This window comes from Streptomyces sp. TLI_185, from assembly GCF_003814765.1.
Classification (GTDB): domain Bacteria; phylum Actinomycetota; class Actinomycetes; order Streptomycetales; family Streptomycetaceae; genus Streptomyces.
Genome location: NZ_RKRB01000001.1, coordinates 9,641,768 through 9,666,346 on the forward strand (window position 1 = coordinate 9,641,768; position 24,579 = coordinate 9,666,346).

The following is a 24,579-nucleotide window of genomic DNA, read 5'->3' on the forward strand; positions in this document are numbered from 1 at the left end:
TTCACACCGGCAGCAGGCGCGCGATGAGCGCGCCCAGCTGCCGGGCGTTACGGCACTCGTGCATCTCCACCAACTCGGCGTACTCGGGTGCGGCGGAGTCGCCCGTGCCCCACTGGGTGTGCGGCTCGGGGTTCAACCAGTAGACCCGGCGGGCCCGTTCGGCCACCTGCCGCACCGCCGCCAGGTTCGGGTCGCTCATGTTCGTACGGGCGTCGCCCAGCACGAACACCGTCGTGCGCGGGCCCACCGCGTCGCCGTACCGCTCCGCGAACTCACCCAGTGCGACGCCGTAGTCGCTGCTGCCGTGCCAGCCCGTGAGCGTCGCCTCCGCCCGGATACGGGCGCCCAGCCCCTCCGGGTCGGCCGCACCGTGCTCGAGGAGCCGGGTCACCTCGTCGAGCCGGTTGACGAAGGCGAACGCCCGCACTTTGCTGAACTGGTCGTGCAGCGCCTGCACCAGCAGCATCGTGAAGTCCGAGAACCCGGACACCGACCCCGACACATCGCACAGCAGCACCAGTTCGGGTCGAACGGGACGGCGCCTGCGCAGCACCGGCTTCATCGGCACCCCGCCCGTGGACAGGGAACCCCGCAGGGTGCGCCGCAGATCGATGCTGCCGCGGGCGGCGCGGCGCCGGCGGGCCGCGAGCCGGGTGGCGAGCTTGCGGGCCAGCGGCTGAACCGTCCTGCGCAGCTCGGCGAGCTGGAGCTTCCCGGCGTACAGGAAGTCGACCCGGTCGGGCGTCGTGGCCACGGCACGCCGGGCGAGCTCGTCCCGGTCGCGCTGCTCGGCGATCCGGCGCCGCGCCTCCACCGCCACCTGCCTGCGGAACGTCTCGATGCGCCGCCGGATCTCGTCGTCGAGCAGCCGGTCGGCGAACCCGGAACTGCCGTTCCGCGCCTGGACGTTCTCACGGACGCGGGCGAGCAGGGTCTGCGGGCGAAGCCGGTCGAGCGTCTGGTACGACGACCAGCCTTGCGATCCCGGGGATGCACCGTATCCGCCGAAGCCGTCGACCGCCTCCGCCGCCAACTGCCCCATCAGGACGACGTCGCCCGCGGCGAGGGCGGCAGCGAGCCGTTCCCGCAGGCCCTCCCGGTCCGCGGGCTCCGTCTCCGGCGCGCCGACGCCCCGCGGGAAGTACAGGTCGAAGACCGGGTCGAACACCTGCCGCTGCACCGTGCCGTGCAGCAACGTCGCGGCCAGCCCCTCCCGCAGCAGCTCACGGTCAGCCAGGCCCAGCGCCGCCACCGCCTGCGCCGCGTCCACAGTCTCGCCGGTGCCGATCCGCATGCCGTGCGCGCGCAGCGCCCCGACCAGAGAGGTGAGGCGCTCCGCCACTCCGGGGGCGGTCACACGGCGTCCAGGTCGAGCTTCGCGGCCGCCTTGAGGACGTCGTCCTGGTGCTTGAGCAGGACGCCCAGGCTGTCGCGTACGACGGTCTCGTCGAGGGTGTCGGCGCCGAGCGCGAGCAGGGTGCGTGCCCAGTCGATCGTCTCGGCGACCGAGGGCACCTTGCGCAGGTCCATGGCGCGCAGCGCGCCGACCACCCGCACCACCGAGCCGGCCAGCGCCTCGTCCAGACCGGGCACCTTGAGCCGTACGATCCGACGCTCCAGCTCCTCCTCGGGGAAGCCGATGTGGAGGAACAGGCAGCGACGGCGCAGCGCCTCGGACAGCTCGCGGCTCGCGTTCGAGGTCAGCACGACGAAGGGGCGGCGGGTCGCGGTGATCGTGCCCAGCTCGGGGACCGTGACCTGGAAGTCGCTCAGCACCTCCAGGAGCAGGCCCTCCACCTCGACGTCCGCCTTGTCGGTCTCGTCGATCAGCAGCACCTTCGGATCATCGCCGCGGATGGCCGTGAGCAGGGGACGGGTGAGCAGGTACTCCTCGCTGAAGATGTCCGTGCGGGTCTCGTCCCAGGTCTCGTCGCGGCCCGCGCTGATGCGCAGCAGCTGCTTGGCGTGGTTCCACTCGTACAGCGCCCGGGACTCGTCGACGCCCTCGTAGCACTGCAGCCGGACCAGCCGCGCGCCCGCCACCTCGGCCACGGCCTTGGCGAGCTCCGTCTTGCCTACCCCGGCGGGGCCCTCCACCAGCAGCGGCTTGCCCAGGCGGTCGGCGAGGAAGACGGTCGTGGCGACCGCGGGCGAGGCGAGATAGCCGGTGGCGGCGAGACGCGCGGAGACGTCGTCGACGGATGAGAACAGCAACGGGGCCTCCAGCTCGGCAGGGATCGGACAGCTCGACACGGATCGCAGCTACTATCTAAGCGCTTGTTCACCCACTCTGTCACGCCTCCGCAGGCGGCCGCCGAAGCAGCCGCCCCCTGGTGAGCAGATCGTTCTCATGCGGCCAGAGCCACCGCCACGACCGCCGGAGCGCGCAGCACCCGCCGGGCCGTGATCAGGCTCGTCCTCAACGTCACCGCCACGGAGACGGCGACAATCGCCACGTGGATGCCGATGCCCTGATGCGGCAGCACAGAGTCCGAGCGGACCACGGCGCTGATGGCGGAGGGCCTCTTCGAGACGGCCGAACGGCCGGCACCCCGACGGGCCAGGGGAGCGCGATGAGACGGCGGCTCGTCCCGGCCGTGGTCGTGCTGCTCACGGGCTGCTCCACCGGCCCGTCCCTGGAGACCCAGGGCGAGGTCACCGCACCACCCGGCGACAGCCACCGCCTCACCGTCGGCTCGGCCGGATTCACCGAGAGCGACCTGCTCGCCCAGATGTGCGCCCTGCTCCTGAACCAGGCCGGGTACGAGACGTCCCTGCTCACCGTCGCCAACAGAAAACCGCCCCCGACCGGCGGAACCGGTCAGAGGCGGTGGACGGGAGCGTGCCGCGCAGGTCAGGCGTTCACCGCTCCGGTACGCCCGGGAGGAACGAGTCCGGGACGTCGATGAAGATGTTGGAGACGAAGCCGCCCAGGGCCGGGATGAACGCCCAGAACGGGTTGCTGAAGCCCTCGGCGTTCACCGTGTCGCCGCGGCGCTGGAACTCCACGAACACCGGTGTGGGGCCGGCGAGGGTGGTGACGACGGTTGCGTCGAGCTTCACGTCCTTGCGGACGCGTACCTGGGTGCCCCAGGTGCGGAAGTTGGGGGCCTGCCCGCCGCCCGGCGGGGGCGGCGCCGGGGCACCGCCGACGGCCGCAGCGGTGTCCGCGAGCAATTGCTTCGCCGCGCCCTCCTGCTCGTCGTACCGCGCCGGGTACGCCGAGCGCTGCACGCTCTGGGCGAGCTGACCCGCCGACTGGCTCGGGTTGTTGCGGTCGTTCGGCACTGCCTGCTCGAAGAACTTCCGCGCCGCGTGCTCGGGGTTCATGCACTCCTCCGGCGTGCCCCACCCCTGGGAAGGCCGCTGCTGGAACACGCCCAGCGAGTCACGGTCGCCGTAGTTGAGGTTGCGCATGCCCGACTCGACGATGCCGGTCTCGAAGGCGGCCAGCATCACCTTGTCGTTGACGTTCAGTTCCCGGCCGACCCGGTAGACGGTTTTGGCGACTTCCATGTCGTAGGCCATGGCATTCCTCCGGGTGTCCGGTTCTTTCTGCGCTGCTTGATCGGTGCGGGTGGTGAGCTGCCTTCTGCCCCACCCGATGATTCGGTCGAGGAGAGGGACACCCATCACCGCTCCGGCACGCCCGGGAGGAAGGAGTCGGGGTTGTCGACGAAGATGTTGGAGATGAAGCCGCCGAGGGCAGGCACGAAGGACCAGAAGGGGTTGCTGAACCCTTCGGCGTTGACTGTCTCGCCGCGGCGCTGGAACTCGATGAAGACAGGCGTCGGCCCGGCGAGCGTGGTGACGACGGGTGCGTCGAGCTTCACGTCCTTGCGGACCCGTACCTGGGTGCCCCAGGTGCGGAAGTTGGGGGCCTGCCCGCCGCCCGGCGGAGGCGGCGTCGGACCGGGCGCGGGTGCGCCGCCCAGGACCTCGGCGACACGGGCCCGGAAGCCCGCCATGTCACCCGGCCAGAAGGCGGGATCCGTCTTGCGCTCCGGAGCCCACTCCTTGTGGGCCAGCGCCCGGTCGGCCCCCAGACCGACATGGCGCAGCAGGGCCGCCACCCCGCGCGGGTAGGAGTCGATCTGCGCGGGCGTCCAGTCGAAACGGGTCCCGACCGACTCGGCCTCGACACCGATCATGTACTGGTTGGCGTCGTCCTTCGGCACGTTCTGCCAGGGCCCGCCCTTTCCGGCGTGCCATGCCTGCCCGGCCGCGATGACGATCCAGCCGCCGTCGCGCGCCAGACCGAGGTTCGCCCGGGGCCCCGGGAGCGATGCGTCCCCGTCCCGCACGATGGCCAGGCTCGGGTAGTTGCCCTCGGGCGCCCCGGCGGTGTGGTGCAGCAGCACACCGCGGATGTCCGCCATGTCGCCGTGGCCGCGCTGTTGCCAGCCGCCCTCCTCCTGGACCTGCAGCCCCTCCTTCCGCAGGACGTCCGCCAGCCATGTCAGATACGCCATGTGAATCCCCCGTTCGTCGTTTCCCGTTCGTAGCCCGCCGTAAGCCGGCGAGCGGACACGCCTCAGCGTGCCGGGCCACCCGGACGGGACTCAACCGCCTTCGAACCAGCTTGAAAAGCGCAGCTCAGCGAGGAGCAACTCCGTTGTCAGTGGCGCCTTGTACGTTTCGGGCATGGGGATCTATCTGGTCAGTGTCGATGCGCAGGAGTGGTTCGACGCCGACGACGAGGAGGGCGGCCGAGGAGCCGTCGCCTCCGCGCTCGACGCGGAGTTGAGACGCCGCGGCCTGCCGCCGTACACCTCGGTGCCCGAGGAGGCGGAGTTCGTGCGCGGCTCGGGGATGTCGTTCGAGGAGAAGCTGGTGCCTCCCATGGACGGCTTCAGCGCGCTGTGCCGCTCGCATCTGTCACGGGCGGAAGAGGAGGTGCTCTGCGGCTGGACACTGCTGGTGCCGCTCTCCCTCGACGAGGAGATCTGGCTGCCCGTCAACTCCGCCTACACGGACGAGACGATGGTCGCCGGCGCTCCCCAGGTGCTCCGCCTCGCCGAGCGACTGGCGAAGGCCGTCGAACTGCCGGTCGACGAGATACCGGCGACCAGCGACAACCTGGACCTGACCATGTGGTTCCTGGACGGACCGGCGAAGGACCTGGCCGCCGCCCGGCCCGGACCGTGGAGCGAGGACCTGGACGCCGCGTTCTATGTGGCGGTGTATCTGCGGGCCGCCCAGCACTCGCTGCGCCGCGGCTGCCCGATCGCGTACTGCTGACAGGTATGTCCCTGACAGGTCCGTCCTGACGGGACGCCACGGTCCGTGACGTCAGTGACCGTACCGGTGCGGTGGGGAGGGGCCCCGGGGCGGGCACATATCGGTACACCTGGCACACGGGAACAACAACGGGGACTCCACCGGTGGTGGAGCCGGAGCGCACCCGACGGTGAAGAGAATCCCGGGAAAGCGTTGAACGCCGTCCCGGGATTTCGTCGTGTCGGGTCATACGGGGTCGTAGGAGGGTTCCAGGTCTTGTGGGCTTTCTGGTGTGGCGGCGGGTTCGCCGCGGGTGTTGGAGGCACGCAGCGCGATGACTCCTGCTGCCACGAGGCAGAGGGCGCTGACGAGCAGGGCCCGCTGGAATCCGGCGGTGAGTGCCTCCGGGGGCGGGGCGTGGGCGGCCAGCAGGTGGCTGGTGCGGCTGGTCGCGATCCCGCTGAACACCGCCAGGCCGAGCGCCGACCCGAGCTGGAAGGAGGTGGTGATCAGGGCCGCGGCCAATCCGGCCTGATCCTCCGGCACGCCCGCGTTCGCGGCCGTCTGCACACCGGCGTACAGCAGTCCGAGCCCGGCTCCCATGAGCACCAGCGGGACGAGCAGGTTGCCGAGATAGGTGCCATCCACCGGGATGCGGGACAGCCACAGGATGCCACCGGCGGCGAGCAGCGCACCGGAGACGATGATGGGACGGGTACCGGTCCGGACGAACATCTTCGTCGCCACCGTCGACCCGAACCCGATGCCGACGCTCACCGGCACATATGAGAGCCCGGACTGCAGCTGGGAGTAGCCCAGGACGTTCTGCATGTACAGAGTGACGAAGAAGAACATCGAGTAGAACCCGGCCCAGGCGATCACCTGGGTGGCATCGGCCGCAGCCAGGCCCTTGATCCGGAAGATCGACAGCGGGACCAGCGGATGGGCGCGTCGCTGCTCATTGACCACGAACGCGGCCATCAGCACCGCCGAGGCGGCCAGCCCGCCGAGGGTGCGGCCCGCGCCCCAGCCCTCGTCCGGCGCCTTCACCAACGTGAAGATCAGCAGCAGCATGCCGGCGGTGACCAGCACCGCGCCGATCACGTCGAAACCGCCCGGCACGGACCGGCCGTGGTCGGCCTTCAGGATCCTGAACGTCCCGAACAGCACCAGCGCGCAGAGCGGGAGGTTCACGAAGAACACCCACCGCCAGCCGAAGTCCTGGGTGAGCAGCCCGCCGAAGAGCAGGCCGACCGCCGAGGCCATCCCGCTGATCCCGGCCCACACGCCCAGCGCCTTGTGCCGGTCCGAATCCCGGAAGGTGGTGGTCAGGATGGACAGCGCCGCCGGGGACATCATCGCGGCCCCGAAGCCCTGGGCGAGCCGGGCGCCGACCAGCAACCCCTGGTTCTCGGCCAACCCGCAGGCCAGCGAGGAGGCCGCGAACAGCGCGGTCCCGGCGATCAGCAGCCGCCGCCGCCCCAGCAGGTCCCCGGCCCGACCGCCCAGCAGCAGGAACCCGCCATAAGTGATCAGATAGCCGCTGACCACCCACTGCAGGTTCTGCACCGAGAAGCCCAGCTGCGTACGGATGGTCGGCAGCGCGACGTTCACGATCGCGCCGTCCATGACGTCCAGGAACGTCACCGCGCACAGCAGCGCCAGCGTGACCTTGCCGCGCCCGGTCGCCAGGAACGACCCCCGCCGCGGTGCCGTCGATGCGGTCATGGCGTCGCTCACGACCCGGCGACTTCCATCACGGGGCCGATCTCGACCCCGCCGCCGACCCGCAGCACCGGGCAGTCCTTGGCCAGCGCCAGCGCGCAGTCCAGGTCCTCGGCGGACACCACCGAGTAGGCGACCATCCGGGAACCGCTGCCGCCGACCTCGCCGAGCGAGGCGTAACCGGTCACCGCGTTGCCCACGTCCACCAGGGCCGAGCCCAGCCCGCCGAACCAGGCCTGCCACTCGGCCGTCGTCCCGGCGTGGGGCTTGTAGTCGGAGGGCACACGGAAGGAGAAAACGTACTTGGCCATGATCTGTGGTCCTGTTCTGTGTCCGGGGCGCGCCCCGGACCGGGACCGCCTCCAACCGGGCAGACGCCACCGCCCGCCGGAAATTGGTCGGCGCAGCGCCGCCCAATTCGCCGGACCGACGGCGTCTTCATCTCTGAGCGAGCCGAACGCACCCGACGGAAAGAAGAAGAGCGAGGATGCATGCCGATGGAGATGGACACGACGGACCTGATCGCTCGGGCCCGGGCCGGCGACCACCAGGCGTTCCGCGACCTGGTACAGGGCCACTCCCACGAGTTGCAGGTGCACTGCTACCGCATCCTGGGATCCCTGCAGGACGCCGAGGACGCGCTCCAGGAGACCCTCGTGTCCGCCTGGCGTAACCTCGGCGAGTTCGGCCAGCGGTCTTCGCTCCGGACCTGGCTGTACAAGATCGCGACCAATCGGTGCCTGAGCATGTTGCGCGCCGACAGCCGACGCCCCCGCAGCGCCGCCCCGCTGCCCGAGACCGACCTGCCCGAACCCACCGGCGCCGGCGACGCCCCGGCCTGGCTGGAGCCCTACCCCGACGTCCTGCTCGACCACCTCGTCGACCGGCGCCCCGGACCGGAGGCCCGCTACGAGACCACCGAGGCCATCTCCCTGGCCTTCATCACCGCCCTGCAACTGCTGCCACCACGCCAACGCGCCGCCCTCGTCCTCCGCGACGTCCTGGGCTACCACGCCGCCGAAGTCGCCCAGATGCTCGGCACCACCCAGGAAGCCGTAAGCAGCGCCCTGAAACGCGCCCGCGCCACTGTCGACAACCACCTCGCCGACCCCAGCGGCAGTGGCAACGGCGGCATCGCCAGCCGCAGGCCCGCACCCCAACCCGACACCGCCGCCGAACAGCGGCTCGTCGCCCGGTTCACGGACGCCCTGGAACGCGCCGACCTGGACGCCCTGATCGAACTGCTTGTCACCGACGTGAGGCTCTCCATGCCTCCGGCCATGCTGGAATACCGCGGCATCGAAACCGCGCAGCGTGTCCTGGCCGCCGTCACCTTCCGCCCCGGCCGCGCCTACCGCGCGGTACCCACCCGCGCCAACGGCCAGCCGGCCTTCGGCTTGTACCTGGCAGATCCCCACGCCGGCGTCTACCGCGCCTACTGCCTCCTGGTCATCACCACCGCCGTCGACCACATCACAGCCATTACCAGCTTCAGCACCGACGTCATGACGCGCTTCGGACTGCCTCGAAGCCTCCCCGAAACGGATTGACAGACTTCACGCGCCGCCCTGTTGTCCCGCGCCTGAAGGCGGAGCCCGGATGCCTGCCGCCTGCTGCTTCAGCGAAGTTCCGGCGCGGGACGCCGTGGCGTCGTTGTCCCACCGGCGCGCCACGAACATGGTCAGCGCCAGGCGTTCAGCCCTCTCGCCGTACTCGACCCGCCGGGCCTGCCCTGACCTTTCGTTGCGCCCGAGCACCACCGGTTCCCCAGCCGCCGCCCGGCGCAGGCTGCCGTCGGTCGGTGTGGAGGCGGCGAGTCGAACGTCACCTCACCCCGGGACATGCCGAAAGCGTCCGTTTTTTCCACCGACCGACGCAGCATGGCATTGCGAGGCTACGGGTTGACGTCGGTGCTCGCCCGACCGCTGACCAGCACCACCTCCAGAGTGCGCGGACCGTGCACCCCCTCGACCCGGTCCAGCTCGATGTCGCTGGTCGCCGACGGACCGGAGATCCACGTCAACGGGCGGGCCGGGTCGAGGCGTTCGAGGGCCTGGGGGACGGACGAGACGACCTGCTCCGGAACCCGTACGACACAGATGTGGTGGTCGGGGACGAGGGTGATGCGGCGGCGGCCCTGGTCCGGGCTGCCGTCCAGGACGATGGTGCCGGTTTCGGCGATGGCGACCGCGCAACCCGTGACCACGCTCTCGACCTTGTCCAGCTCGTGCGGGGTGCTCTTGGCGCGGTCGTGAACGCGGGTGGGATCGGCGGCCGACATCCACTCCGGCGGGAGTCCCGGGGGCACGAGCACATACTGGGGTCCGCGCTCGGCGAGCAGCCGCATGATGAGGTACGGCAACTCCTCCGGGTCCGTACGGTGCACAATCGCCCGGTAGTCCGCCAGGTTCTCGGCCAGTAGATCCACCGTCTGTTCGACGCTCCGCGCCCCGTGCTCCCGCAGATAGTCGCGCGAAACAGCCTGCTCGTACTGGGGGTCCCTCCCAGGCCCTTCAGGCACTGGGGGAGTGTCGTCCCGCTCCACGTCCGCGAGCGCGCGTCGCACCCGGCCCAGGATCCGTTCCCTGCTGCTCACTTCGCGCCTCCCTTGCCACCCTGCGTGCGCTGCCACCAGTCCCGGAACGGTTCCGCCGGAACCGCCGGCAGATCCCGGCTGCCGCTCCACGCCTTGCCCGGGCCGGGCAGCGTCCGCGGATGCAGGCGACGCGTGCGAGAGGCCAGCCGCTGGCCCGTACGCAGGGCGCCTGGGTGTGTGAACGCCCAGCGTGCCGCGCGCATGGCCGCCCGCTCGGCCGCATGCCCCTTCGCGGGCTGCAGCACCACCTTGTTGCCCTCGCGGGTCACCTGCCCGCCCTCCACGACCCGCTCCCGCAGATGGACCAGGACCTCCGGGATGTCGATGGCGACCGGGCACACCTCGTAGCAGGCACCGCACAATGTCGACGCATACGGCAGGGAGGCGTCGATCTCGCTTGCGGTGCCCCGGAGTTGGGGACTGAGGATCGCGCCGATCGGACCCGGGTAGACCGAGCCGTAGGCGTGGCCGCCCGCCCGCTCGTACACCGGGCAGACATTCAGACATGCCGAGCAGCGGATGCAGCGCAGGGCCTGGCGGCCGACCTCGTCGGCGAGGGTGTCGGTGCGGCCGTTGTCGAGCAGCACCAGATGAAAGGTGCGCGGGCCGTCACCGTCCGTGGTACCGGTCCACATCGAGGTGTACGGGTTCATGCGCTCGGCGGTGGAGGAGCGGGGCAGGGTCTGCAGGAACACCTCCAGGTCCCGCCAGGTCGGCACGATCTTCTCGATGCCGACGACCGAGATCAGCGTCTCGGGCAGGGTCAGACACATCCGCCCGTTGCCCTCGGACTCGACGACCACCAGCGTGCCGGTCTCGGCGACCATGAAGTTGGCGCCGGAGATGCCGACCTTGGCGCGCAGGAACTTCTCCCGCAGGTGCAGACGGGCGGCCTCGGCGAGTTCGGCGGGCGTGTCGGTGAGGCCCTCGGGGGCGGGGCGGCCCCACTCGCTCATCTCGCGCGCGAAGATGTCCCGGATCTCGCCGCGGTTGCGGTGGATCGCGGGGACCAGGATGTGTGAGGGCCGGTCCTTGCCCAACTGCACGATCAGTTCGGCGAGATCGGTCTCGTAGGCGCGGATGCCCTCGGCCTCGAGGGCTTCGTTGAGGCCGATCTCTTGGGTGGCCATCGACTTGACCTTGACGACCTCCGACTCGCCGGTCGCCTTCACCAGGTCGGCCACGATCCGGTTGGCCTCGTCGGCGTCGGCGGCCCAGTGCACGATGCCGCCCGCGGCGGTGACCGCCTCCTCCAGCTGCTCCAGATACCGGTCGAGATGACGCAGCGTATGGTCCTTGATCCGCTTGCCCGCCTCTCGCAGCGCCGCCCAGTCGGACACCTCCGCCACGGCCTTCGCCCGCTTGGCGCGGATGGTGTGCGTGGCGTGCCGCAGATTGCCGCGCAGCGTCGGATTGTTCACCGCCTCGTGCGCGGCCTTCGGAAAGGCCGGCATCCCCACGAACGTTCCGCTCATACGGCCGCCTCCTCCTCCGTGCTCGCCAGGATCTCCGCGATGTGCACCGGCCGCATACCGCTGCTGAGCCGTGTCATCGTCCCGCCGAGGTGCATCAGACAGGAGTTGTCGGCCGCGCACAGCACCTCCGCGCCGGTCGACTCGGCGTTGCGCACCTTGTCCGTGCCCATCGCCGCCGAGACGTCGGAGTTCTTCAGGGCGAAGGTGCCGCCGAACCCGCAGCACTCCTCGGCACCCGGCAGCTCGACCAGCTCCAGGCCCTTCACGGCCTGGAGCAGCCGACGCGGACGGTCACCGAGCCCCAGACCCCGCAGCCCGTGGCAGGTCGGGTGGTATGTCACATGGTGCGGGTAGTACGCGCCGACGTCCGTCACACCGAGCACGTCCACCAGGAACTCGGTGAGCTCGTACGTCTTCGGGACGACCGGAGCCAGCGTCGCCGCGAGAGTGTCGCCACGCCCCTCGGCCCGCGCCCGCTCACCCATCCGCGGATACAGCTCCCGCACCATCGCCCCGCACGACCCGGACGGAGTCACGATCGCCTCGTACTCCCCGAAGACATCGGAGAAATGCCGCGCCAGCGGCTCCGCCTCATGCCGGTACCCGGTGTTGTAGTGCGCCTGCCCGCAGCAGGTCTGGGCCATCGGGAAGTCGACCTCGACGCCCAGCCTGGTCAGCAGTTTCACCACGGCGCGCCCGGTGTCCGGATAGAGCGTGTCGTTGACACAGGTCAGGAACAGGGCGACACGCATCGCGGCTCCTTGTGATCGATCATCGGATGAGTGAAGCGTAGTCGGGGGAGGAGGCCAGGGGGAGACCCTGCTCAACCTGCGGCGAGCCGAGCCTGTGCCTCCCGCCACCGGGCGGTGTCGCCCCGCGGCTCGTAGCGGGTCAGCGGCTGGGTGCGCGTGAGCAGGCGCCGTCCCCCCGCGAGGTCGCCGACCAGCCCGTGCGCCCTGGCCTGGACCAGCACGTTCCCCAGTGCTGCCGCCTCCGTCGGACCTGCCACCACGGGCAGCCCGCACGCGTCGGCGGTCAGTTGGCACAGCAGCGCGTTGCGGGTACCACCGCCGACGACATGGACGACGTCGACGGGGTGCCCGGCCAGCCGCTGGGCGTCCTCGACCGCCCGGCGGTGGGCCAGGGCGAGCGAGTCGAGAATGCAGCGCGTGATCTCCGCAGGCGATTCGGGCACCGGCTGCCCCGAGACACGGCACGCCTGAGCGATCCGCTCCGGCATCCGCCCCGGCGCCAGGAACGCCGCATCCCCCGCATCCACCACCGACCGCAGCGCCGGCACCTTGGCCGCGTCCCGCAGCAGCTCGCCCAACTCCGGCTCCCCCCAGGCCCGTACGCACTCCTGGAGCAGCCACAACCCCATGATGTTGCGCAGATAGCGGACCGTGCCGTCCAGCCCCAGCTCGTTCGTGAAGTTGGCGGCCCGGCTCTCCTCGCTCAGCACGGGCGCGTCCAGCTCGAGACCGGCCAGCGACCAGGTCCCGGTGCAGATGTACGCGAACCGCTCGCCGTCAGCCGGTACGGCGGCCACCGCGGACGCCGTGTCGTGCGAACCGACCGTCGTCACCGGCACCGGGCCCCGCAGCCCGGTCTCCTCCAGCACCTCGGGCCGCAGCACCCCGGCCGGATCCCCGGGCTGCCGCAGCGGCGCGAACAGACCCAGGTCGACGCCCAGCCGCGAGGCGACCTCGTGCGACCATCCCCGCGTCCGGGGATCGATCAGCTGGGTAGTCGAGGCATTGGTGAGCTCGGTGCCCTGCTCGCCCGTTAGCCAGTAGGACATCAGATCCGGGATGAGCAACAACCGTTCGGCATGGGCCAGTTGGGCCGTCTCCCGCGCCGAGATCAGCTGGTACAGGGTGTTGAACGGCGCGTACTGCAAGCCGGTCGCCGCATACAGCTGCTCGGCGGGCACGCTCGCCCACACCTTCTCCGCGACGCCCTCGGTACGGGAGTCCCGGTAGTGCACGGGATTGCCGAGCAGCGCCCCGTCCGCGTCCAGCAGCCCGTAGTCCACGGCCCAGCTGTCGATGCCGACGGAATCCACCTGCCCGGCCGCCCGCAGCCCGTCCAGGACACCCCCGTACAGGGAGAGGATGTCCCACCGCAGCCCCTCGGGCACCCGGACCGGCCGGTTGGAGAAGCGGTGCGCCTCGGTCAGCTCCAGGCTGTCAGGGCCGACGCGGCCGACCATGACACGCCCGCTGGACGCGCCGAGGTCGACCGCGGCGTACGACTTCACGAGCGCGCTCACCGCAGGAAGGCGGCCGCGACGCCGGCGTCGACCGGGACGTGCAGCCCGGTGGTGTGGGTCAACTCCCCGCCGGTCAGCGCGAACACCGCGTTCGCGACATGCTCCGGCAGCACCTCACGCTTGAGGATCGTCCGCTGGGCGTAGAACTCACCCAGCTTCTCCTCCGGCACCCCGTACACGGCCGCCCGCTGCGCACCCCAGCCGCCCGCGAAGATCCCGGAACCGCGCACGACACCGTCCGGGTTGACCCCGTTGACTCGGATGCCGTGCTCGCCCAACTCGGCGGCGAGCAGCCGTACTTGATGAGCCTGGTCGGCCTTGGTGGCCGAGTAGGCGATGTTGTTGGGCCCGGCGAAAACGGCGTTCTTGGAGGCGATGTAGACGATGTCGCCGCCGAGCTCCTGCGCGATCATCACCCGAGCCGCCTCCCGCGACACGAGGAAGGACCCACGGGCCATGATGTCGTGCTGCAGGTCCCAGTCCCTGGCCGAAGTCTCCAACAACGGCTTGGAGATGGAGATTCCGGCGTTGTTGACCACCAGATCGACCCCGCCGAAGGCGAGCACGGCCGCCTTGAAGGCCGCGGCGATCTGCTCCTCGTCCGTCACATCCACGGCGACGGCGACGGCCTTGTCCGGGCCGCCCAAGTCCTCTGCCACGGCGGCCGCGTTCTCCGCATTGAGATCGGCGACGACGACACACGCGCCCTCACCGACCAGCCGCTCCGCGATGGCCTTCCCGATGCCGCTGCCCGCGCCGGTAACGAGCGCGACCCGCGTGGCGAGCGGCTTGGGCTTCGGCATCCGCTGGAGCTTGGCCTCCTCCAGCGACCAGTACTCGATGCGGAACTTCTCCGACTCTTCGATCGGCGCATATGTCGACACGGCCTCGGCCCCGCGCATCACGTTGATGGCGTTGACGTAGAACTCGCCGGCCACCCGCGCGGTCTGCTTGTCCTTGCCGAAGCTGAACATGCCCACACCCGGAACCAGCACGATCGCCGGGTCGGCGCCGCGCATCGCGGGGGAGTCGGGCAGTGCATGCCGCTGGTAGTAGGCGGCGTACTCCTCGCGGTACTCGGCATGCAGCTCCTTGAGCCGCGCGATCGCCTCCTCCACAGGAGCGGCCGGCGGCAGGTCGAGCACGAGCGGCCGTACCTTCGTACGCAGGAAGTGGTCGGGGCAGGAGGTCCCGAGCGCGGCGAGCCGCGGATGCTCGGCACGCGCCAGGAACTCCAGGACGACATCGGAGTCGTTGAAGTGCCCGACCTGCGGCTTGTCCTGAGAGGCGACGGCCCGCACATACGGTGCCAGCGCCGCCGCCCGCTCCCGCCGCTCGGCCTCGGGCAGCGCCTCGTAGCCCTCGAGCACCGGCCCGAACGGCTCGTCCTTCCCCCGCTCGGCGAGGAACGCCTCGGCGGTGCGGATGATGTGCAGCGAGTTCCGCTCGCACTCCTCGGAGGTGTCACCCCAGGCGGTGATCCCGTGCCCGCCCAGAACACACCCGATGGCCTGCGGATTGGCCTCCTTGGCCGCCGCGATGTCCAGCCCCAGCTGGAACCCGGGCCGCCGCCACGGCACCCACACCACCGTGTCGCCGAAACACTCGGCGGTCAGCTTCTCCCCGTCGGCGGCACAGGCGAGCGCGATCCCGGAGTCGGGGTGCAGATGATCGACATGCGCGGCGTCGACCAGACCGTGCATCGCGGTGTCGATGGAGGGAGCGGCACCCCCCTTCCCGTGCAGGCAGTAGTCGAACGCGGCGACCATCTCGTCCTCGCGCTCCACACCGGGATAGACCCCCTGCAGGGCCCGCAACCGATCCAGCCGCAATGCGGCCAGCCCGGCCTCGGTGAGCGTGCCGAGGTCACCACCGGATCCCTTCACCCACATCAACTCGACGTCACCGCCGGTCACGGGGTCGGTGTCGGTGCCCTTCGCGGAGGTGTTGCCCCCGGCGTAGTTGGTATTACGGGGATCAGCACCGAGCCGATGAGAGCGAGCCAGCAGAGCAGCAGCTTCGGGATGGGATGCCATGTCCATTCAGTCCTTCTGGAGATACGGGCGGATCAGCGCCCCTTTCAGGGGCGCGGGGCTGTATTGATGTGCGGCTCTGCCGCGCCGGGCGCGACCAGTCCTGCGAGGGGTGCGGGGCTGTATAAATTTGCGGCTCTGCCGCGCGGGCGCCTACCAGCCCCAACCGGCCGGTGGCCTGCGAACAACCGGATCTGGCAGTCGAGTAGCAGCGTTCAGGCTCCCCATCCGGCTTGCTGCCCGCCGACCCGCTCCTCGACGATCTTTTCGGCCCATCCGGAGCGGCGGTAGGCGGCGATGGGATTGGGGTCGAGCCCCATCTCCTCGCGGACCTCGGCCAGCAGCGGGCGTACATCCGTGTTGTACGCGTCCATCAGCACGGCATTGGCTTCGAGCACGTCGCCCGTCCGCTGGGCTGCCCCCAGCGCGTCCCGGTCGACCAGCAGCGCCTTGGCGGTGGCTTCCTGGACGTTCATCACGGAGCGGATGATGGCGGGGATCTTGGCCTCGATGTTGTGGCACTGGTCCAGCATGAACGCGACCTTGTCGGTGTATCCGCCGCCGCGCACGACTTCGTACATGATCCGGAAGAGCTGGAAGGGGTCGGCGGCCCCGACCATGAGGTCGTCGTCGGCGTAGAAGCGTGAGTTGAAGTCGAACCCGCCGAGCTTGTTCTCGCGTAGCAGGGTGGCGACGATGAACTCGATGTTGGTGCCGGGCGCGTGATGCCCGGTGTCGACGACGACCTGTGCCTTCTCGCCGAGCCTGAGGCAGTGCGTGTACGCGGTGCCCCAGTCCGGCACGTCGGTCGCATAAAACGCAGGTTCGAAGAACTTGTACTCCAGCAGCATCCGCTGCCCGTCCCCGAGCCGGGCGTACACCTCGGCCAGGCCTTCGGCGAGCCGGTCCTGCCGGGCGCGGAGGTCGTCCTGCCCGGGATAGTTCGTGCCGTCGGCGAACCACAGCTTCAGGTCGCTGGACCCGGTGGCGTCCATGATGTCGACGCATTCCAGCAGGTGATCGACCGCCTTGCGCCGCACCGCCGCGTCGGGGTGGCAGATGCTGCCCAGCTTGTAGTCGTCGTCCTGGAACGTGTTGGAGTTGATCGCGCCGAGCGCAACGCCCTGCTCCCGGGCGAACGCCGCGAGCTTGCCGTAGTCCTCGACCTTGTCCCACGGGATGTGCAGGGCCACGGTCGGCGCCACGCCGGTGACCGCGTGCACCTGGGCCGCGTCGGCCAGCTTCTCCCACGGGTCGCGCGGCACGCCCTGCTGGGCGAAAACCTTGAAGCGCGTACCGGAGTTGCCGTACGCCCACGACGGCGTCTCGATCTTCTGCGCCGCGAGTGCTGCCTTCACGGCGGACTGGTCTGGCATGACCACCTCTGAACACTGTTTGAATCGTTTCAGAGAACGTAGTCCCACTGATGGGATGCCGTCAAGACGTCAGCGCGCTCACCCTGAGGTGTTCGTGAGGGTGCGGAGATTTCGTTGCCGGAACCCTTGACGGGCCGCCGTCGTAGGCCCACGATGCCGTGAAACGTTTCACGGATCCTTTCAGGGTGGGTTACACGTGTCACCACTCCATGGCGCACACCGCCCTCCGTCCCCGAACTCCCCATCAGAAAGGCCGCCTTGATGAGCAACGACGCCATCTCACGCAGGCCCGCCGAACCCCGGGTGACCCGCTCCCAGTGGCGCCTGGCCGTCCTCTCCGGCATGGCCTCCTATCTGGACTCGGGCATCATCGTTTCCTCCGGCCTGTCACTGGGCCTGTGGCAGAGCCGCTTCCACCTGTCGTCCTGGGGGCTGGGCGCGCTCAGCGCGGCGCTGACCTTCTCCATCGCCGTGGGCTCGCTGGTCGGCGGCCGCCTCGCCGACCGCTTCGGCCGTAAGCGCGTGTACGGGATCGACATCCTCGTCTACGCCGTCGGCGCCGCCCTGCTGGTCTTCGCCCCCAACAGCGCCTTCCTCTTCGCCGGCATGATCATCGGCGGGCTGGCAGCCGGCGCCGATCTGCCGACCTCGCTCGCCATGGTCTCCGAGCACTCCCCGCGCTCGGTCCGCGGCCGGCTGATCGGCGCGACACAGACCATGTGGGTCGTCGGCATCACGGCCGCGATCGTGATCGGCTTCGGCACCTCCACGCTCGGCTACCTCTCCGCTCAGCTCCTCTTCGCCCACCTCGCCGTCGTGGCCCTGGTCAGCTGGGTGCTGCGCAACCGCATGCGGCTCTCTCCCGTGCTGGAGGAGGCCGAGCGCGGCGGCGGTGGCGAGGGCATCGACGCCCGGGCGCTGCGCCGCCTCGTTGCCAGGCCGGTCCTCGTCCCGCTTCTCGCGACGGGCGGCTTCTACCTCGCCTGGAACCTCGCGGCCAACACCATGGGCCAGTACGGCACGTACTTCCTGACCACCGTCAGCGGTGCCTCCCAGACCCTCGCCACGGGGATGAGCCTGGCCGGACTCCCGATCGGCCTGGTCTGCTCGCTCGCTTTTGTACGGCTGGCCGACACCCCCTGGCGCGACCGGCTGTTCTACGTCTGCGCGGTGCTCCAGGTCCTTGCCTTCGCCGTGGCCGCAGCGACCGGCGGTGCCGTGATCGCGGCGATGGTGTTCTTCCTGCTCCTCTACAACGTCGTCAACCAGTTCGCCGGTGAGGCCAATTACAAGATCTGGTCGCAGGAGGCGTTCCCCGAGGAACTGCGCGCGACCACCCAGGGCCTGACCTACGGTCTCAGCCGCGCCCTGTGCGGACTCGCCGGCCTGGCCACGCCGACCCTGATGGCGGCCAGCGGTTCGGCCGTCCTGTGGATCACCACGGCGTGTGTGGCCGTGTCCGGTCTGATCGGTGTGTGGGTCGTCCGCACCATTGCTCCGCAGGGGAACGGTGCAACGGCAGGGGCCACATCCGCCGTCCGTGCGAAGGAAGCGATCTGATGCGAGTCACCGCACCTGTCCTGGAACACCACCGAGTGCCGCTCGGTATCGGCGAGTCCCGCCCCCGCCTGAGCTGGCGCACCGAGACCGACACACCCGGCTGGACGCAGCAGGCGTACCGGCTCGAGATCACCGGCACCGACGGCACCGTCCTGACCGACACCGGGCGCGTCGAGGGCGCCGACTCGGTGCTGGTGGAGTGGCCGGGTGAGACGCTCGCCTCCCGCAGCCGCGTCGGGGTGCGCGTCCAGGTGTGGGGCGAGGACGGCGAGACCTCCGCCTGGTCGCCGCCCACCTGGGCGGAGACGGGACTGCTCGCCCGTACCGACTGGACCGCCCGCCCCGTCACCCCCGACCGCGAACCCGCCGACGCCCCGCTCCCGGTGGCGCTGCTGCACCGCACTTTCACCCTCGCCAAGGCGGTCGCGTCGGCCCGCCTGTACATCACCGCGTACGGCGTGTACGAGGCGGAGATCAACGGCACGCGAGTGGGCGACCACGTCCTCGCCCCAGGCTGGACTTCCTACCACCACCGCCTGCGCTACCAGACCTTCGACGTGACGGGACTGCTCCACGACGGCGCCAACGCGATCGGCGCGCTCCTCGGCGAGGGCTGGTACGCGGGCCGGCTCGGCTTCCACGGCGGCCGCCGCAACCTCTACGGCGAACACCGCGCCCTGCTGGCCCAGTTGGAGGTCACCCACCCCGACGGCACCGTCACCACCATCGGCACCGACGAGGCCTGGCGCACCACGACCGGGCCGATCCTGCGCTCCGAACTCTACGACGGCGAGGTCTATGACGCCCGGTCGGCACGCCCCGGCTGGTCCGAACCGGGCCACGACACCTCCGACTGGTCACCCGTGACCGAACTCCCTCTCCCCGAGGCGGAGTTGGTGGCCCCGACGGGACCGCCCGTGCGCCGTACCCAGACCCTGGCCCCCGCCGGCGTCCTCACCACACCGTCCGGGAAGGCCGTCCTCGACTTCGGGCAGAACCTGGTCGGACGCCTGCGCATCCGCGTCTCGGGCCCGGCCGGCCACACCATCACCCTGCGGCACGCGGAAGTACTGGAACACGGCGAACTCGGCGTACGGCCCCTGCGTCTCGCCGCCGCCACCGACACGTACACCCTCGCCGGTGCGGGCGAGGAGACGTACGAACCGCGCTTCACCTTCCACGGATTCCGTTACGCCGAAATCGACGACTGGCCCGGCGAGTTGGACCCGGCCGCGGTCGAAGCCGTCGTGCTGCACACCGACATGGCCCGCACGGGATGGTTCGAGTCCTCGCACGAGCTCGTGAACCGCCTGCACGAGAACATCGTGTGGGGCATGCGCGGCAACTTCCTCGACATCCCCACCGACTGCCCCCAGCGCGACGAACGCCTCGGCTGGACAGGCGACATCCAGGTCTTCGCCCCCACCGCCTCCTTCCTCTACGACTGCTCGGGCATGCTCGGCGGCTGGCTGCGCGACCTCGCCGCCGAACAGCTCGCCCGGGCCGACGGCGCGCCACCGCTGGTCGTGCCCGACGTCCTGCCGTTCGGCTTCGGCGGCACCCCGCACGCGGTGTGGGCGGACGTCGCCGTGCTGCTGCCGTGGACGCTGTACCGGCGCTTCGGCGACCTGGCGGTGCTGCGCACCCAGTACCCGAGCATGCGCGCGTGGGGGGAGACCGCCGCCCGCCTCACCGAGGAGGGCGGCGGACTGTGGCGGCAGGACTTCCAGCTCGGCGACTGGCTCGACCCCGCCGCCCCGCCGGACGCTCCGGGAGACGCCCGTACGGACGGCGATCTCGTCGCCAACGCGTACGTCGCCCGCTCGGCCGAGGTGCTCGCCGAGACGGCGCGGCTGCTGGGAGAGAAGGACGACGTCGTCCGGTACGAGGAGCTCGCTCGGTCGGTGCGGGCGGCGTTCGCCGACGAGTTCGTCACCCCGGGCGGCCGCATGTCGAGCGACGCGCAGACCGCGTACGCGCTCGCCCTGTGCTTCGCGCTGCTGCCGACGGAACGTCAACGGCGGGGTGCCGCCGAGCGGTTGGCCCACATCGTGCGCAAGGCGGGCTTCCGCATCGCCACCGGATTCGCAGGTACGCCGCTGATCTGCGACGCCCTGTGCGCGGGCGGGGAAGCGCAGCTGGCATACCGGATGCTGCTGGAGGAGGGCTGCCCGTCCTGGCTGTACCCCGTGAGCATGGGGGCGACGACCGTTTGGGAGCGGTGGGACTCGATGCTGCCTGACGGGAGCATCAACCCCGGCGAGATGACCTCCTTCAACCACTACGCCCTGGGCGCCGTGGCCGATTGGCTGCACCGCACGGTCGCGGGCCTCGAAGCCGCCGAACCGGGCTGGCGCCTGCTGCGCATCGCGCCCGTCCCCGGCGGCGACCTGACGTATGCGAAGGCCGCGCACGCCACGCCGTACGGTCGCGCCGAGGCGGGCTGGCGGATCGAGGACGACACGCTCGTGGTGGAGGTGCTCGTCCCGCCGAACACCCGGGCCGAGGTCCAACTCCCCGGTGACGACCCATTCGAGGTCGACTCGGGCCGCCATACCTTCCGGCGGCCGTACACCGCGCCCGCCTGGCCGCCGGCCCCGATCCGAAATCCGTTCTCCGGGCCGGAGGAGTAGGACGGGAGAGGTGCTCAGGCCAGAACGGCCGGCCTGAGCACCTCCTCGCACCACTGGCGGAACGTGGTCGGGCTGGGCGATGCGACGCGGTGGTCCTCGTCGTAGGCGTCCTTGATCTGCGCCACGGCCATGTCGACCAGGCCCTGCGCCCATGCCCCGCTCGCGCCGTGCTCCAGCATCGTCGCCCGGTAGGTGTCGAGGGGCACCTGCTGATACCGGACGGGCCGCCCCAGCACCTCGGACAGGACCTGTGCCATGCCGTCGAAGGAGAGGGCGTCGGGGCTGACCACGGGTACACCGGCCTGGCCACTCCACGACCGGTCGAGCAGGAGCTCGGCGGCCTTTGCCGCGATGTCCCGGGTAGCCACGGACGCGACGACGCGGTCGCCGGGCTGCGGCCAGTAGAACGCGCCCTGGTCCCTGATCGCGGCCACCTGCCACAGCAGGTTCTCCATGAAGGCCGGCGGCTGCAGCGCCCGGAAGTGCACACCGGTCTCCATGATCATCCGGTCCTTGGCCAGCGACGCCGACAGCTGCCCGGCGTTCTTCTCGACTCCGCGGCCCATGGTCGAGACGGCGACGACTCGTTCGACGCCCAGAGCGCCGATCGCCTGGCAGGCCGCTCGCGTGTAGTCGACGTAGTGGCTTTCGACGTTCTCCGCGCGCGGGTCCGGCGGCACCACCCAGAACACGGCGTCCGCGCCCGCGAAGGCCTCCATGACGACATCGAGGTCACGGTGCGACCCCTGGACGACCTCGACGCGCTCGCGCACGTGAGCATGCAGCCGGGAGGGATCCCGGACGATCACACGGACCGGCTCCTCGCCGTCGAGGAGACCGTCGACGACCTGTCGGCCGATCTGACCGGTGGGAGTGGTGATGACAAGCATGGAAAAGCTCCAAGAGGGCTCGCTGGAAAGGCAGTTGACACCCTTCGGCCGCTGGATGGACCAGCCGGACGGACCGGGGAACCGCGTGCTTCGATCCTGCGATGCCCCCCTGCGAGACGGAAGGACGGAAGGGATCCTGCTTGTTACCCTCTGGGTAATACCGAACGGAGGTGCCGGATCGTGGAGTCCCGATCACTGCGCTACTTCGTCGCCGTGGCCGAAGAACTCAACTTCGCCCGCGCCGCCGAACGGCTGGGCATCTCCGCCCCGCCCCTCTCCCGAGCCATCCGCAAACTAGAGGCCGACCTGGGCGTCACCCTCTTCGAGCGCACGACCCACAGAGTCGAGCTGACCCCCGCCGGCACGGTCCTGCTCGGGGAGGCCCGGATCGCGCTCGACGCCCTGCAGGCGGCCGGCCGACGGGCGCAGCGCGCGGCCGCCCATGAACCCAAGCTGGTCCTTGCCCTCAAGGCCGACGGCGACGGGGGCCTGCTGGAACCCATCCTCGCCCGGTACGCGACCGAGCCCGCCGCCCTCCCCGTCACGATCCGCCTGTCCGGCTGGGGCGACCAGGCCCGCCTGCTGCGCCAGGGAGACGCGGACGCCGCCCTGATCCACGAACCCTTCGACCACACGGGCCTGGACACCGAAACGGTCACCGTCGAACGCCGCCTGGCCGCCCTCCCGGCCACCCACCCTCTGGCCGCCCGCGACCATCTCGCCCTCGCCGACCTGGCCATCCCCGGAGTCGAGTCCGGCCGCCTCGACGGTCTGGCCGGCTACCTCGACATGATCGTCGAGCGCCACGGCATCGCCGACCTGCCCCAGCTGCTCACCCTCGTCGAACTGGGCGAGATCGTGACCCTGCTGCCCGAATCCGTCACCACCCGGTACCCGCGCCAGGGCCTCGCCTACCGCGAGGTCCCGGACGCCCCACCGGCCACCCTGTCGATCGCCTGGCCCCAGCAGTCCTGCTCGACGGCCACCGCCGCACTGGTCCGGGCGGCGACGTCCGTGGTCCCCACTGTCGAGGCGGCCGCGTGAAGTACCTGATCCTGATGTACGCCGACCCCGCGGCGACCGAAGCGATGACCGCCGCCGAACGCGCGGAGGTCTTCCACAGACACGAAGCGCTCCACCAGGACCTGGAAGGCACCGGCGAGATGCCCAGGCAGGGGTGCGGGGCTGTATTGATGTGCGGCTTCGCCGCGCGGGCGAGACCAGCCCAGCCCCGCGAGGGGCGCGGGGCTGTATTGATGTGCGGCTCTGCCGCGCCGGGCGCGACGAGCCCCGTAAGGGGCGCGGGGAACTGCGCGACCAGCCACGACTGACCAGTAGCCTGCGAACAACCGGATCTGGCAGTCGAGTAGCAGCTGGCTGTCACGCTCCCCATCCGGCTTGCTGCCCGCCGACCCGTTCCTCGACGATCTTTTCGGCCCATCCGGAGCGGCGGTAGGCGGCGATGGGATTGGGGTCGAGCCCCATCTCCTCGCGGACCTCGGCCAGCAGCGGGCGTACATCCGTGTTGTACGCGTCCATCAGCACGGCATTGGCTTCGAGCACGTCGCCCGTCCGCTGGGCTGCCCCCAGCGCGTCCCGGTCGACCAGCAGTGCCTTGGCGGTGGCTTCCTGGACGTTCATCACGGAGCGGATGATGGCGGGGATCTTGGCCTCGATGTTGTGGCACTGGTCCAGCATGAACGCGACTTTGTCGGTGTATCCGCCGCCGCGCACGACTTCGTACATGATCCGGAAGAGCTGGAAGGGGTCGGCCGCTCCTACCATGAGGTCGTCGTCGGCGTAGAAGCGTGAGTTGAAGTCGAACCCGCCGAGCTTGTTCTCGCGTAGCAGGGTGGCGACGATGAATTCGATGTTGGTGCCGGGCGCGTGATGCCCGGTGTCGACGACGACCTGTGCCTTCTCGCCGAGCTTGAGGCAGTGTGTGTACGCGGTGCCCCAGTCCGGCACGTCGGTCGCATAAAACGCAGGTTCGAAGAACTTGTACTCCAGCAGCATCCGCTGCCCGTCCCCGAGCCGGGCGTACACCTCGGCCAGTCCTTCGGCGAGCCGGTCCTGCCGGGCGCGGAGGTCGTCCTGCCCGGGATAGTTCGTGCCGTCGGCGAACCACAGCTTCAGGTCGCTGGACCCGGTGGCGTCCATGATGTCGACGCATCCCAGCAGGTGATCGACCGCCTTGCGCCGCACCGCCGCATCCGGATGGCAGATGCTGCCCAGCTTGTAGTCGTCGTCCTGGAACGTGTTGGAGTTGATCGCCCCCAGCTTCACGCCGTGGTCCTCGGCGTACTTCGCCAGGGCACCGTAGTCGTCCACCTTGTCCCACGGAATGTGCAGCGCCACGGTCGGCGCCACGCCGGTGACCGCGTGCACCTGGGCCGCGTCGGCCAGCTTCTCCTGTGGCGTGCGGGGGACGCCTTGCTGTGCGAACACCTTGAAACGGGTCCCCGAGTTCCCGTACGCCCACGACGGCGTCTCGACTGCCTGGGTCTTCAGCGCGGCCTTCACCGCGGCGAGCTCGGTCACTTGAGGGCTCCTGTGACGTCTGGCCGGAACGGCAGATGGATGAATCGATTCAGGACGGGAAGCTTAAAGCTCCCCGCAGGGGTGTCAAGCATTCCGGCAGAGGCTGTTGCCCGTGGCCTGACCGTGACCTCTGACTCTCGAAGGGCTCTCGAAATTTTTTCGAGGCCCACCCATTGACGTGACATGGCCGACGCGCCTAACGTCCCGGCAACCAAGTTGAAACCTTTCACGACGTCGTGAGCCCCTTGTCGGCGTCGT

21 protein-coding genes and 1 pseudogene are annotated in these 24,579 nt (G+C 70.2%); 7 read left to right on the forward strand and 15 right to left on the reverse strand.

Going from position 1 to position 24,579, the window contains the following annotated elements; translation table 11 throughout:
• Nucleotide 1: 1 nt before the first annotated feature.
• The 3 genes from EDD92_RS44270 to EDD92_RS44280 all read right to left on the reverse strand — a co-directional run bounded on the left by EDD92_RS44270 (nt 2) and on the right by EDD92_RS44280 (nt 2,504).
• Nucleotides 2-1,294: a VWA domain-containing protein gene (locus EDD92_RS44270; protein WP_260327380.1), complete on the reverse strand. Its 1,293-nt coding sequence runs from the start codon at nt 1,292-1,294 to the stop codon at nt 2-4.
• Nucleotides 1,295-1,353: 59 nt separating this feature from the next.
• Complete coding sequence (locus EDD92_RS44275) at nt 1,354-2,211, reverse strand: MoxR family ATPase (RefSeq protein ID WP_123970826.1); 858 nt, start codon at nt 2,209-2,211, stop codon at nt 1,354-1,356.
• Between the two features lie 137 nt (nt 2,212-2,348).
• Complete coding sequence (locus tag EDD92_RS44280; RefSeq protein ID WP_399185148.1) at nt 2,349-2,504, reverse strand: hypothetical protein; 156 nt, start codon at nt 2,502-2,504, stop codon at nt 2,349-2,351.
• A 69-nt stretch (nt 2,505-2,573) separates the two neighbouring features.
• On the opposite strand from EDD92_RS44280, the pseudogene EDD92_RS44285 reads away from it, so the two are divergent.
• Nucleotides 2,574-2,798, forward strand: a pseudogene (locus EDD92_RS44285) (ABC transporter substrate-binding protein); the annotation flags it as partial.
• Between the two features lie 64 nt (nt 2,799-2,862).
• On the opposite strand, the gene EDD92_RS44290 reads toward EDD92_RS44285, so the two are convergent.
• Nucleotides 2,863-3,528, reverse strand: coding sequence for a hypothetical protein (locus tag EDD92_RS44290; RefSeq protein WP_123969481.1), 666 nt, complete (start codon nt 3,526-3,528; stop codon nt 2,863-2,865).
• A gap of 104 nt (nt 3,529-3,632) precedes the next feature.
• Entirely contained in the window at nt 3,633-4,472 is an 840-nt protein-coding gene (locus EDD92_RS44295; protein WP_123969482.1) for an N-acetylmuramoyl-L-alanine amidase, read from the reverse strand.
• Nucleotides 4,473-4,644: 172 nt separating this feature from the next.
• Here EDD92_RS44295 and EDD92_RS44300 point away from each other — a divergent pair, with 172 nt between their 5' ends.
• Nucleotides 4,645-5,241, forward strand: a complete 597-nt coding sequence (locus tag EDD92_RS44300; protein WP_123969483.1) for a hypothetical protein — start codon at nt 4,645-4,647, stop codon at nt 5,239-5,241.
• 225 nt (nt 5,242-5,466) lie between these two features.
• On the opposite strand, the gene EDD92_RS44305 is transcribed toward EDD92_RS44300, so the two are convergent.
• Nucleotides 5,467-6,960 (reverse strand): MFS transporter, encoded by a 1,494-nt coding sequence (locus EDD92_RS44305; RefSeq protein ID WP_123969484.1) that lies wholly within the window; start codon nt 6,958-6,960, stop codon nt 5,467-5,469.
• On the reverse strand, nt 6,957-7,256 hold the full coding sequence (locus EDD92_RS44310) for a hypothetical protein (protein WP_123969485.1): 300 nt from the start codon (nt 7,254-7,256) through the stop codon (nt 6,957-6,959). Before EDD92_RS44310 ends, EDD92_RS44305 begins: the two co-directional genes overlap by 4 nt.
• A 186-nt stretch (nt 7,257-7,442) precedes the next feature.
• Here EDD92_RS44310 and EDD92_RS44315 point away from each other — a divergent pair, with 186 nt between their 5' ends.
• Nucleotides 7,443-8,495, forward strand: coding sequence for a sigma-70 family RNA polymerase sigma factor (locus tag EDD92_RS44315; protein WP_221268208.1), 1,053 nt, complete (start codon nt 7,443-7,445; stop codon nt 8,493-8,495).
• A gap of 344 nt (nt 8,496-8,839) precedes the next feature.
• Here EDD92_RS44315 and EDD92_RS44320 read toward each other — a convergent pair whose 3' ends face one another.
• The 6 genes from EDD92_RS44320 to rhaI (EDD92_RS44345) form a co-directional block, all read right to left on the reverse strand.
• Nucleotides 8,840-9,541 carry a lactate utilization protein C gene (locus EDD92_RS44320; RefSeq protein ID WP_123969487.1) on the reverse strand — a complete coding sequence of 234 codons (702 nt, stop codon included), beginning with the start codon at nt 9,539-9,541 and terminating at the stop codon, nt 8,840-8,842.
• Entirely contained in the window at nt 9,538-11,016 is a 1,479-nt protein-coding gene (locus EDD92_RS44325; protein ID WP_123969488.1) for a LutB/LldF family L-lactate oxidation iron-sulfur protein, read from the reverse strand. Before EDD92_RS44325 ends, EDD92_RS44320 begins: the two co-directional genes overlap by 4 nt.
• Nucleotides 11,013-11,768: a (Fe-S)-binding protein gene (locus tag EDD92_RS44330; RefSeq protein ID WP_123969489.1), complete on the reverse strand. Its 756-nt coding sequence runs from the start codon at nt 11,766-11,768 to the stop codon at nt 11,013-11,015. Before EDD92_RS44330 ends, EDD92_RS44325 begins: the two co-directional genes overlap by 4 nt.
• Before the next feature lie 71 nt (nt 11,769-11,839).
• On the reverse strand, nt 11,840-13,288 hold the full coding sequence (locus EDD92_RS44335; protein WP_123969490.1) for a rhamnulokinase family protein: 1,449 nt from the start codon (nt 13,286-13,288) through the stop codon (nt 11,840-11,842).
• Nucleotides 13,285-15,324, reverse strand: a complete 2,040-nt coding sequence (locus EDD92_RS44340) for a bifunctional aldolase/short-chain dehydrogenase (protein ID WP_123969491.1) — start codon at nt 15,322-15,324, stop codon at nt 13,285-13,287. Before EDD92_RS44340 ends, EDD92_RS44335 begins: the two co-directional genes overlap by 4 nt.
• A 212-nt stretch (nt 15,325-15,536) precedes the next feature.
• On the reverse strand, nt 15,537-16,697 hold the full coding sequence (gene rhaI / locus EDD92_RS44345) for an L-rhamnose isomerase (RefSeq protein ID WP_123969492.1): 1,161 nt from the start codon (nt 16,695-16,697) through the stop codon (nt 15,537-15,539).
• Nucleotides 16,698-16,958: 261 nt separating this feature from the next.
• On the opposite strand from rhaI (EDD92_RS44345), the gene EDD92_RS44350 reads away from it, so the two are divergent.
• Nucleotides 16,959-18,257: an MFS transporter gene (locus EDD92_RS44350; RefSeq protein ID WP_123969493.1), complete on the forward strand. Its 1,299-nt coding sequence runs from the start codon at nt 16,959-16,961 to the stop codon at nt 18,255-18,257.
• Nucleotides 18,257-20,890 (forward strand): glycoside hydrolase family 78 protein, encoded by a 2,634-nt coding sequence (locus EDD92_RS44355; protein WP_123969494.1) that lies wholly within the window; start codon nt 18,257-18,259, stop codon nt 20,888-20,890. The genes EDD92_RS44350 and EDD92_RS44355 overlap by 1 nt, the downstream gene beginning before the upstream one ends.
• Nucleotides 20,891-20,904: 14 nt before the next feature.
• On the opposite strand, the gene EDD92_RS44360 is transcribed toward EDD92_RS44355, so the two are convergent.
• Complete coding sequence (locus tag EDD92_RS44360) at nt 20,905-21,780, reverse strand: NAD(P)H-binding protein (RefSeq protein WP_123969495.1); 876 nt, start codon at nt 21,778-21,780, stop codon at nt 20,905-20,907.
• Nucleotides 21,781-21,960: 180 nt separating this feature from the next.
• On the opposite strand from EDD92_RS44360, the gene EDD92_RS44365 reads away from it, so the two are divergent.
• A complete protein-coding gene (locus EDD92_RS44365) occupies nt 21,961-22,824 on the forward strand; it encodes a LysR family transcriptional regulator (protein WP_123969496.1) in 864 nt (287 codons plus the stop codon).
• Complete coding sequence (locus tag EDD92_RS44370; protein ID WP_123969497.1) at nt 22,821-23,111, forward strand: hypothetical protein; 291 nt, start codon at nt 22,821-22,823, stop codon at nt 23,109-23,111. Before EDD92_RS44365 ends, EDD92_RS44370 begins: the two co-directional genes overlap by 4 nt.
• A gap of 49 nt (nt 23,112-23,160) precedes the next feature.
• Here EDD92_RS44370 and rhaI (EDD92_RS44375) read toward each other — a convergent pair whose 3' ends face one another.
• Nucleotides 23,161-24,321 (reverse strand): L-rhamnose isomerase, encoded by a 1,161-nt coding sequence (gene rhaI, locus EDD92_RS44375; protein ID WP_123969498.1) that lies wholly within the window; start codon nt 24,319-24,321, stop codon nt 23,161-23,163.
• Between the last annotated feature and the right edge of the window lie 258 nt (nt 24,322-24,579).

Excerpts from the sequence above, each read along its gene's own strand:
- EDD92_RS44270 (WP_260327380.1), bottom strand. The coding sequence starts at position 1,294 with ATGCGGATCGGCACCGGCGAGACTGTGGACGCGGCGCAGGCGGTGGCG.
- EDD92_RS44290 (WP_123969481.1), bottom strand. The coding sequence starts at position 3,528 with ATGGCCTACGACATGGAAGTCGCCAAAACCGTCTACCGGGTCGGCCGG.
- EDD92_RS44295 (WP_123969482.1), bottom strand. The coding sequence starts at position 4,472 with ATGGCGTATCTGACATGGCTGGCGGACGTCCTGCGGAAGGAGGGGCTG.
- EDD92_RS44300 (WP_123969483.1), top strand. The coding sequence starts at position 4,645 with ATGGGGATCTATCTGGTCAGTGTCGATGCGCAGGAGTGGTTCGACGCC.
- EDD92_RS44310 (WP_123969485.1), bottom strand. The coding sequence starts at position 7,256 with ATGGCCAAGTACGTTTTCTCCTTCCGTGTGCCCTCCGACTACAAGCCC.
- EDD92_RS44315 (WP_221268208.1), top strand. The coding sequence starts at position 7,443 with ATGGAGATGGACACGACGGACCTGATCGCTCGGGCCCGGGCCGGCGAC.
- EDD92_RS44325 (WP_123969488.1), bottom strand. The coding sequence starts at position 11,016 with ATGAGCGGAACGTTCGTGGGGATGCCGGCCTTTCCGAAGGCCGCGCAC.
- EDD92_RS44330 (WP_123969489.1), bottom strand. The coding sequence starts at position 11,768 with ATGCGTGTCGCCCTGTTCCTGACCTGTGTCAACGACACGCTCTATCCG.
- EDD92_RS44340 (WP_123969491.1), bottom strand. The coding sequence starts at position 15,324 with ATGGCATCCCATCCCGAAGCTGCTGCTCTGCTGGCTCGCTCTCATCGG.
- rhaI (WP_123969492.1), bottom strand. The coding sequence starts at position 16,697 with ATGCCAGACCAGTCCGCCGTGAAGGCAGCACTCGCGGCGCAGAAGATC.
- EDD92_RS44350 (WP_123969493.1), top strand. The coding sequence starts at position 16,959 with ATGAGCAACGACGCCATCTCACGCAGGCCCGCCGAACCCCGGGTGACC.
- EDD92_RS44355 (WP_123969494.1), top strand. The coding sequence starts at position 18,257 with ATGCGAGTCACCGCACCTGTCCTGGAACACCACCGAGTGCCGCTCGGT.
- EDD92_RS44360 (WP_123969495.1), bottom strand. The coding sequence starts at position 21,780 with ATGCTTGTCATCACCACTCCCACCGGTCAGATCGGCCGACAGGTCGTC.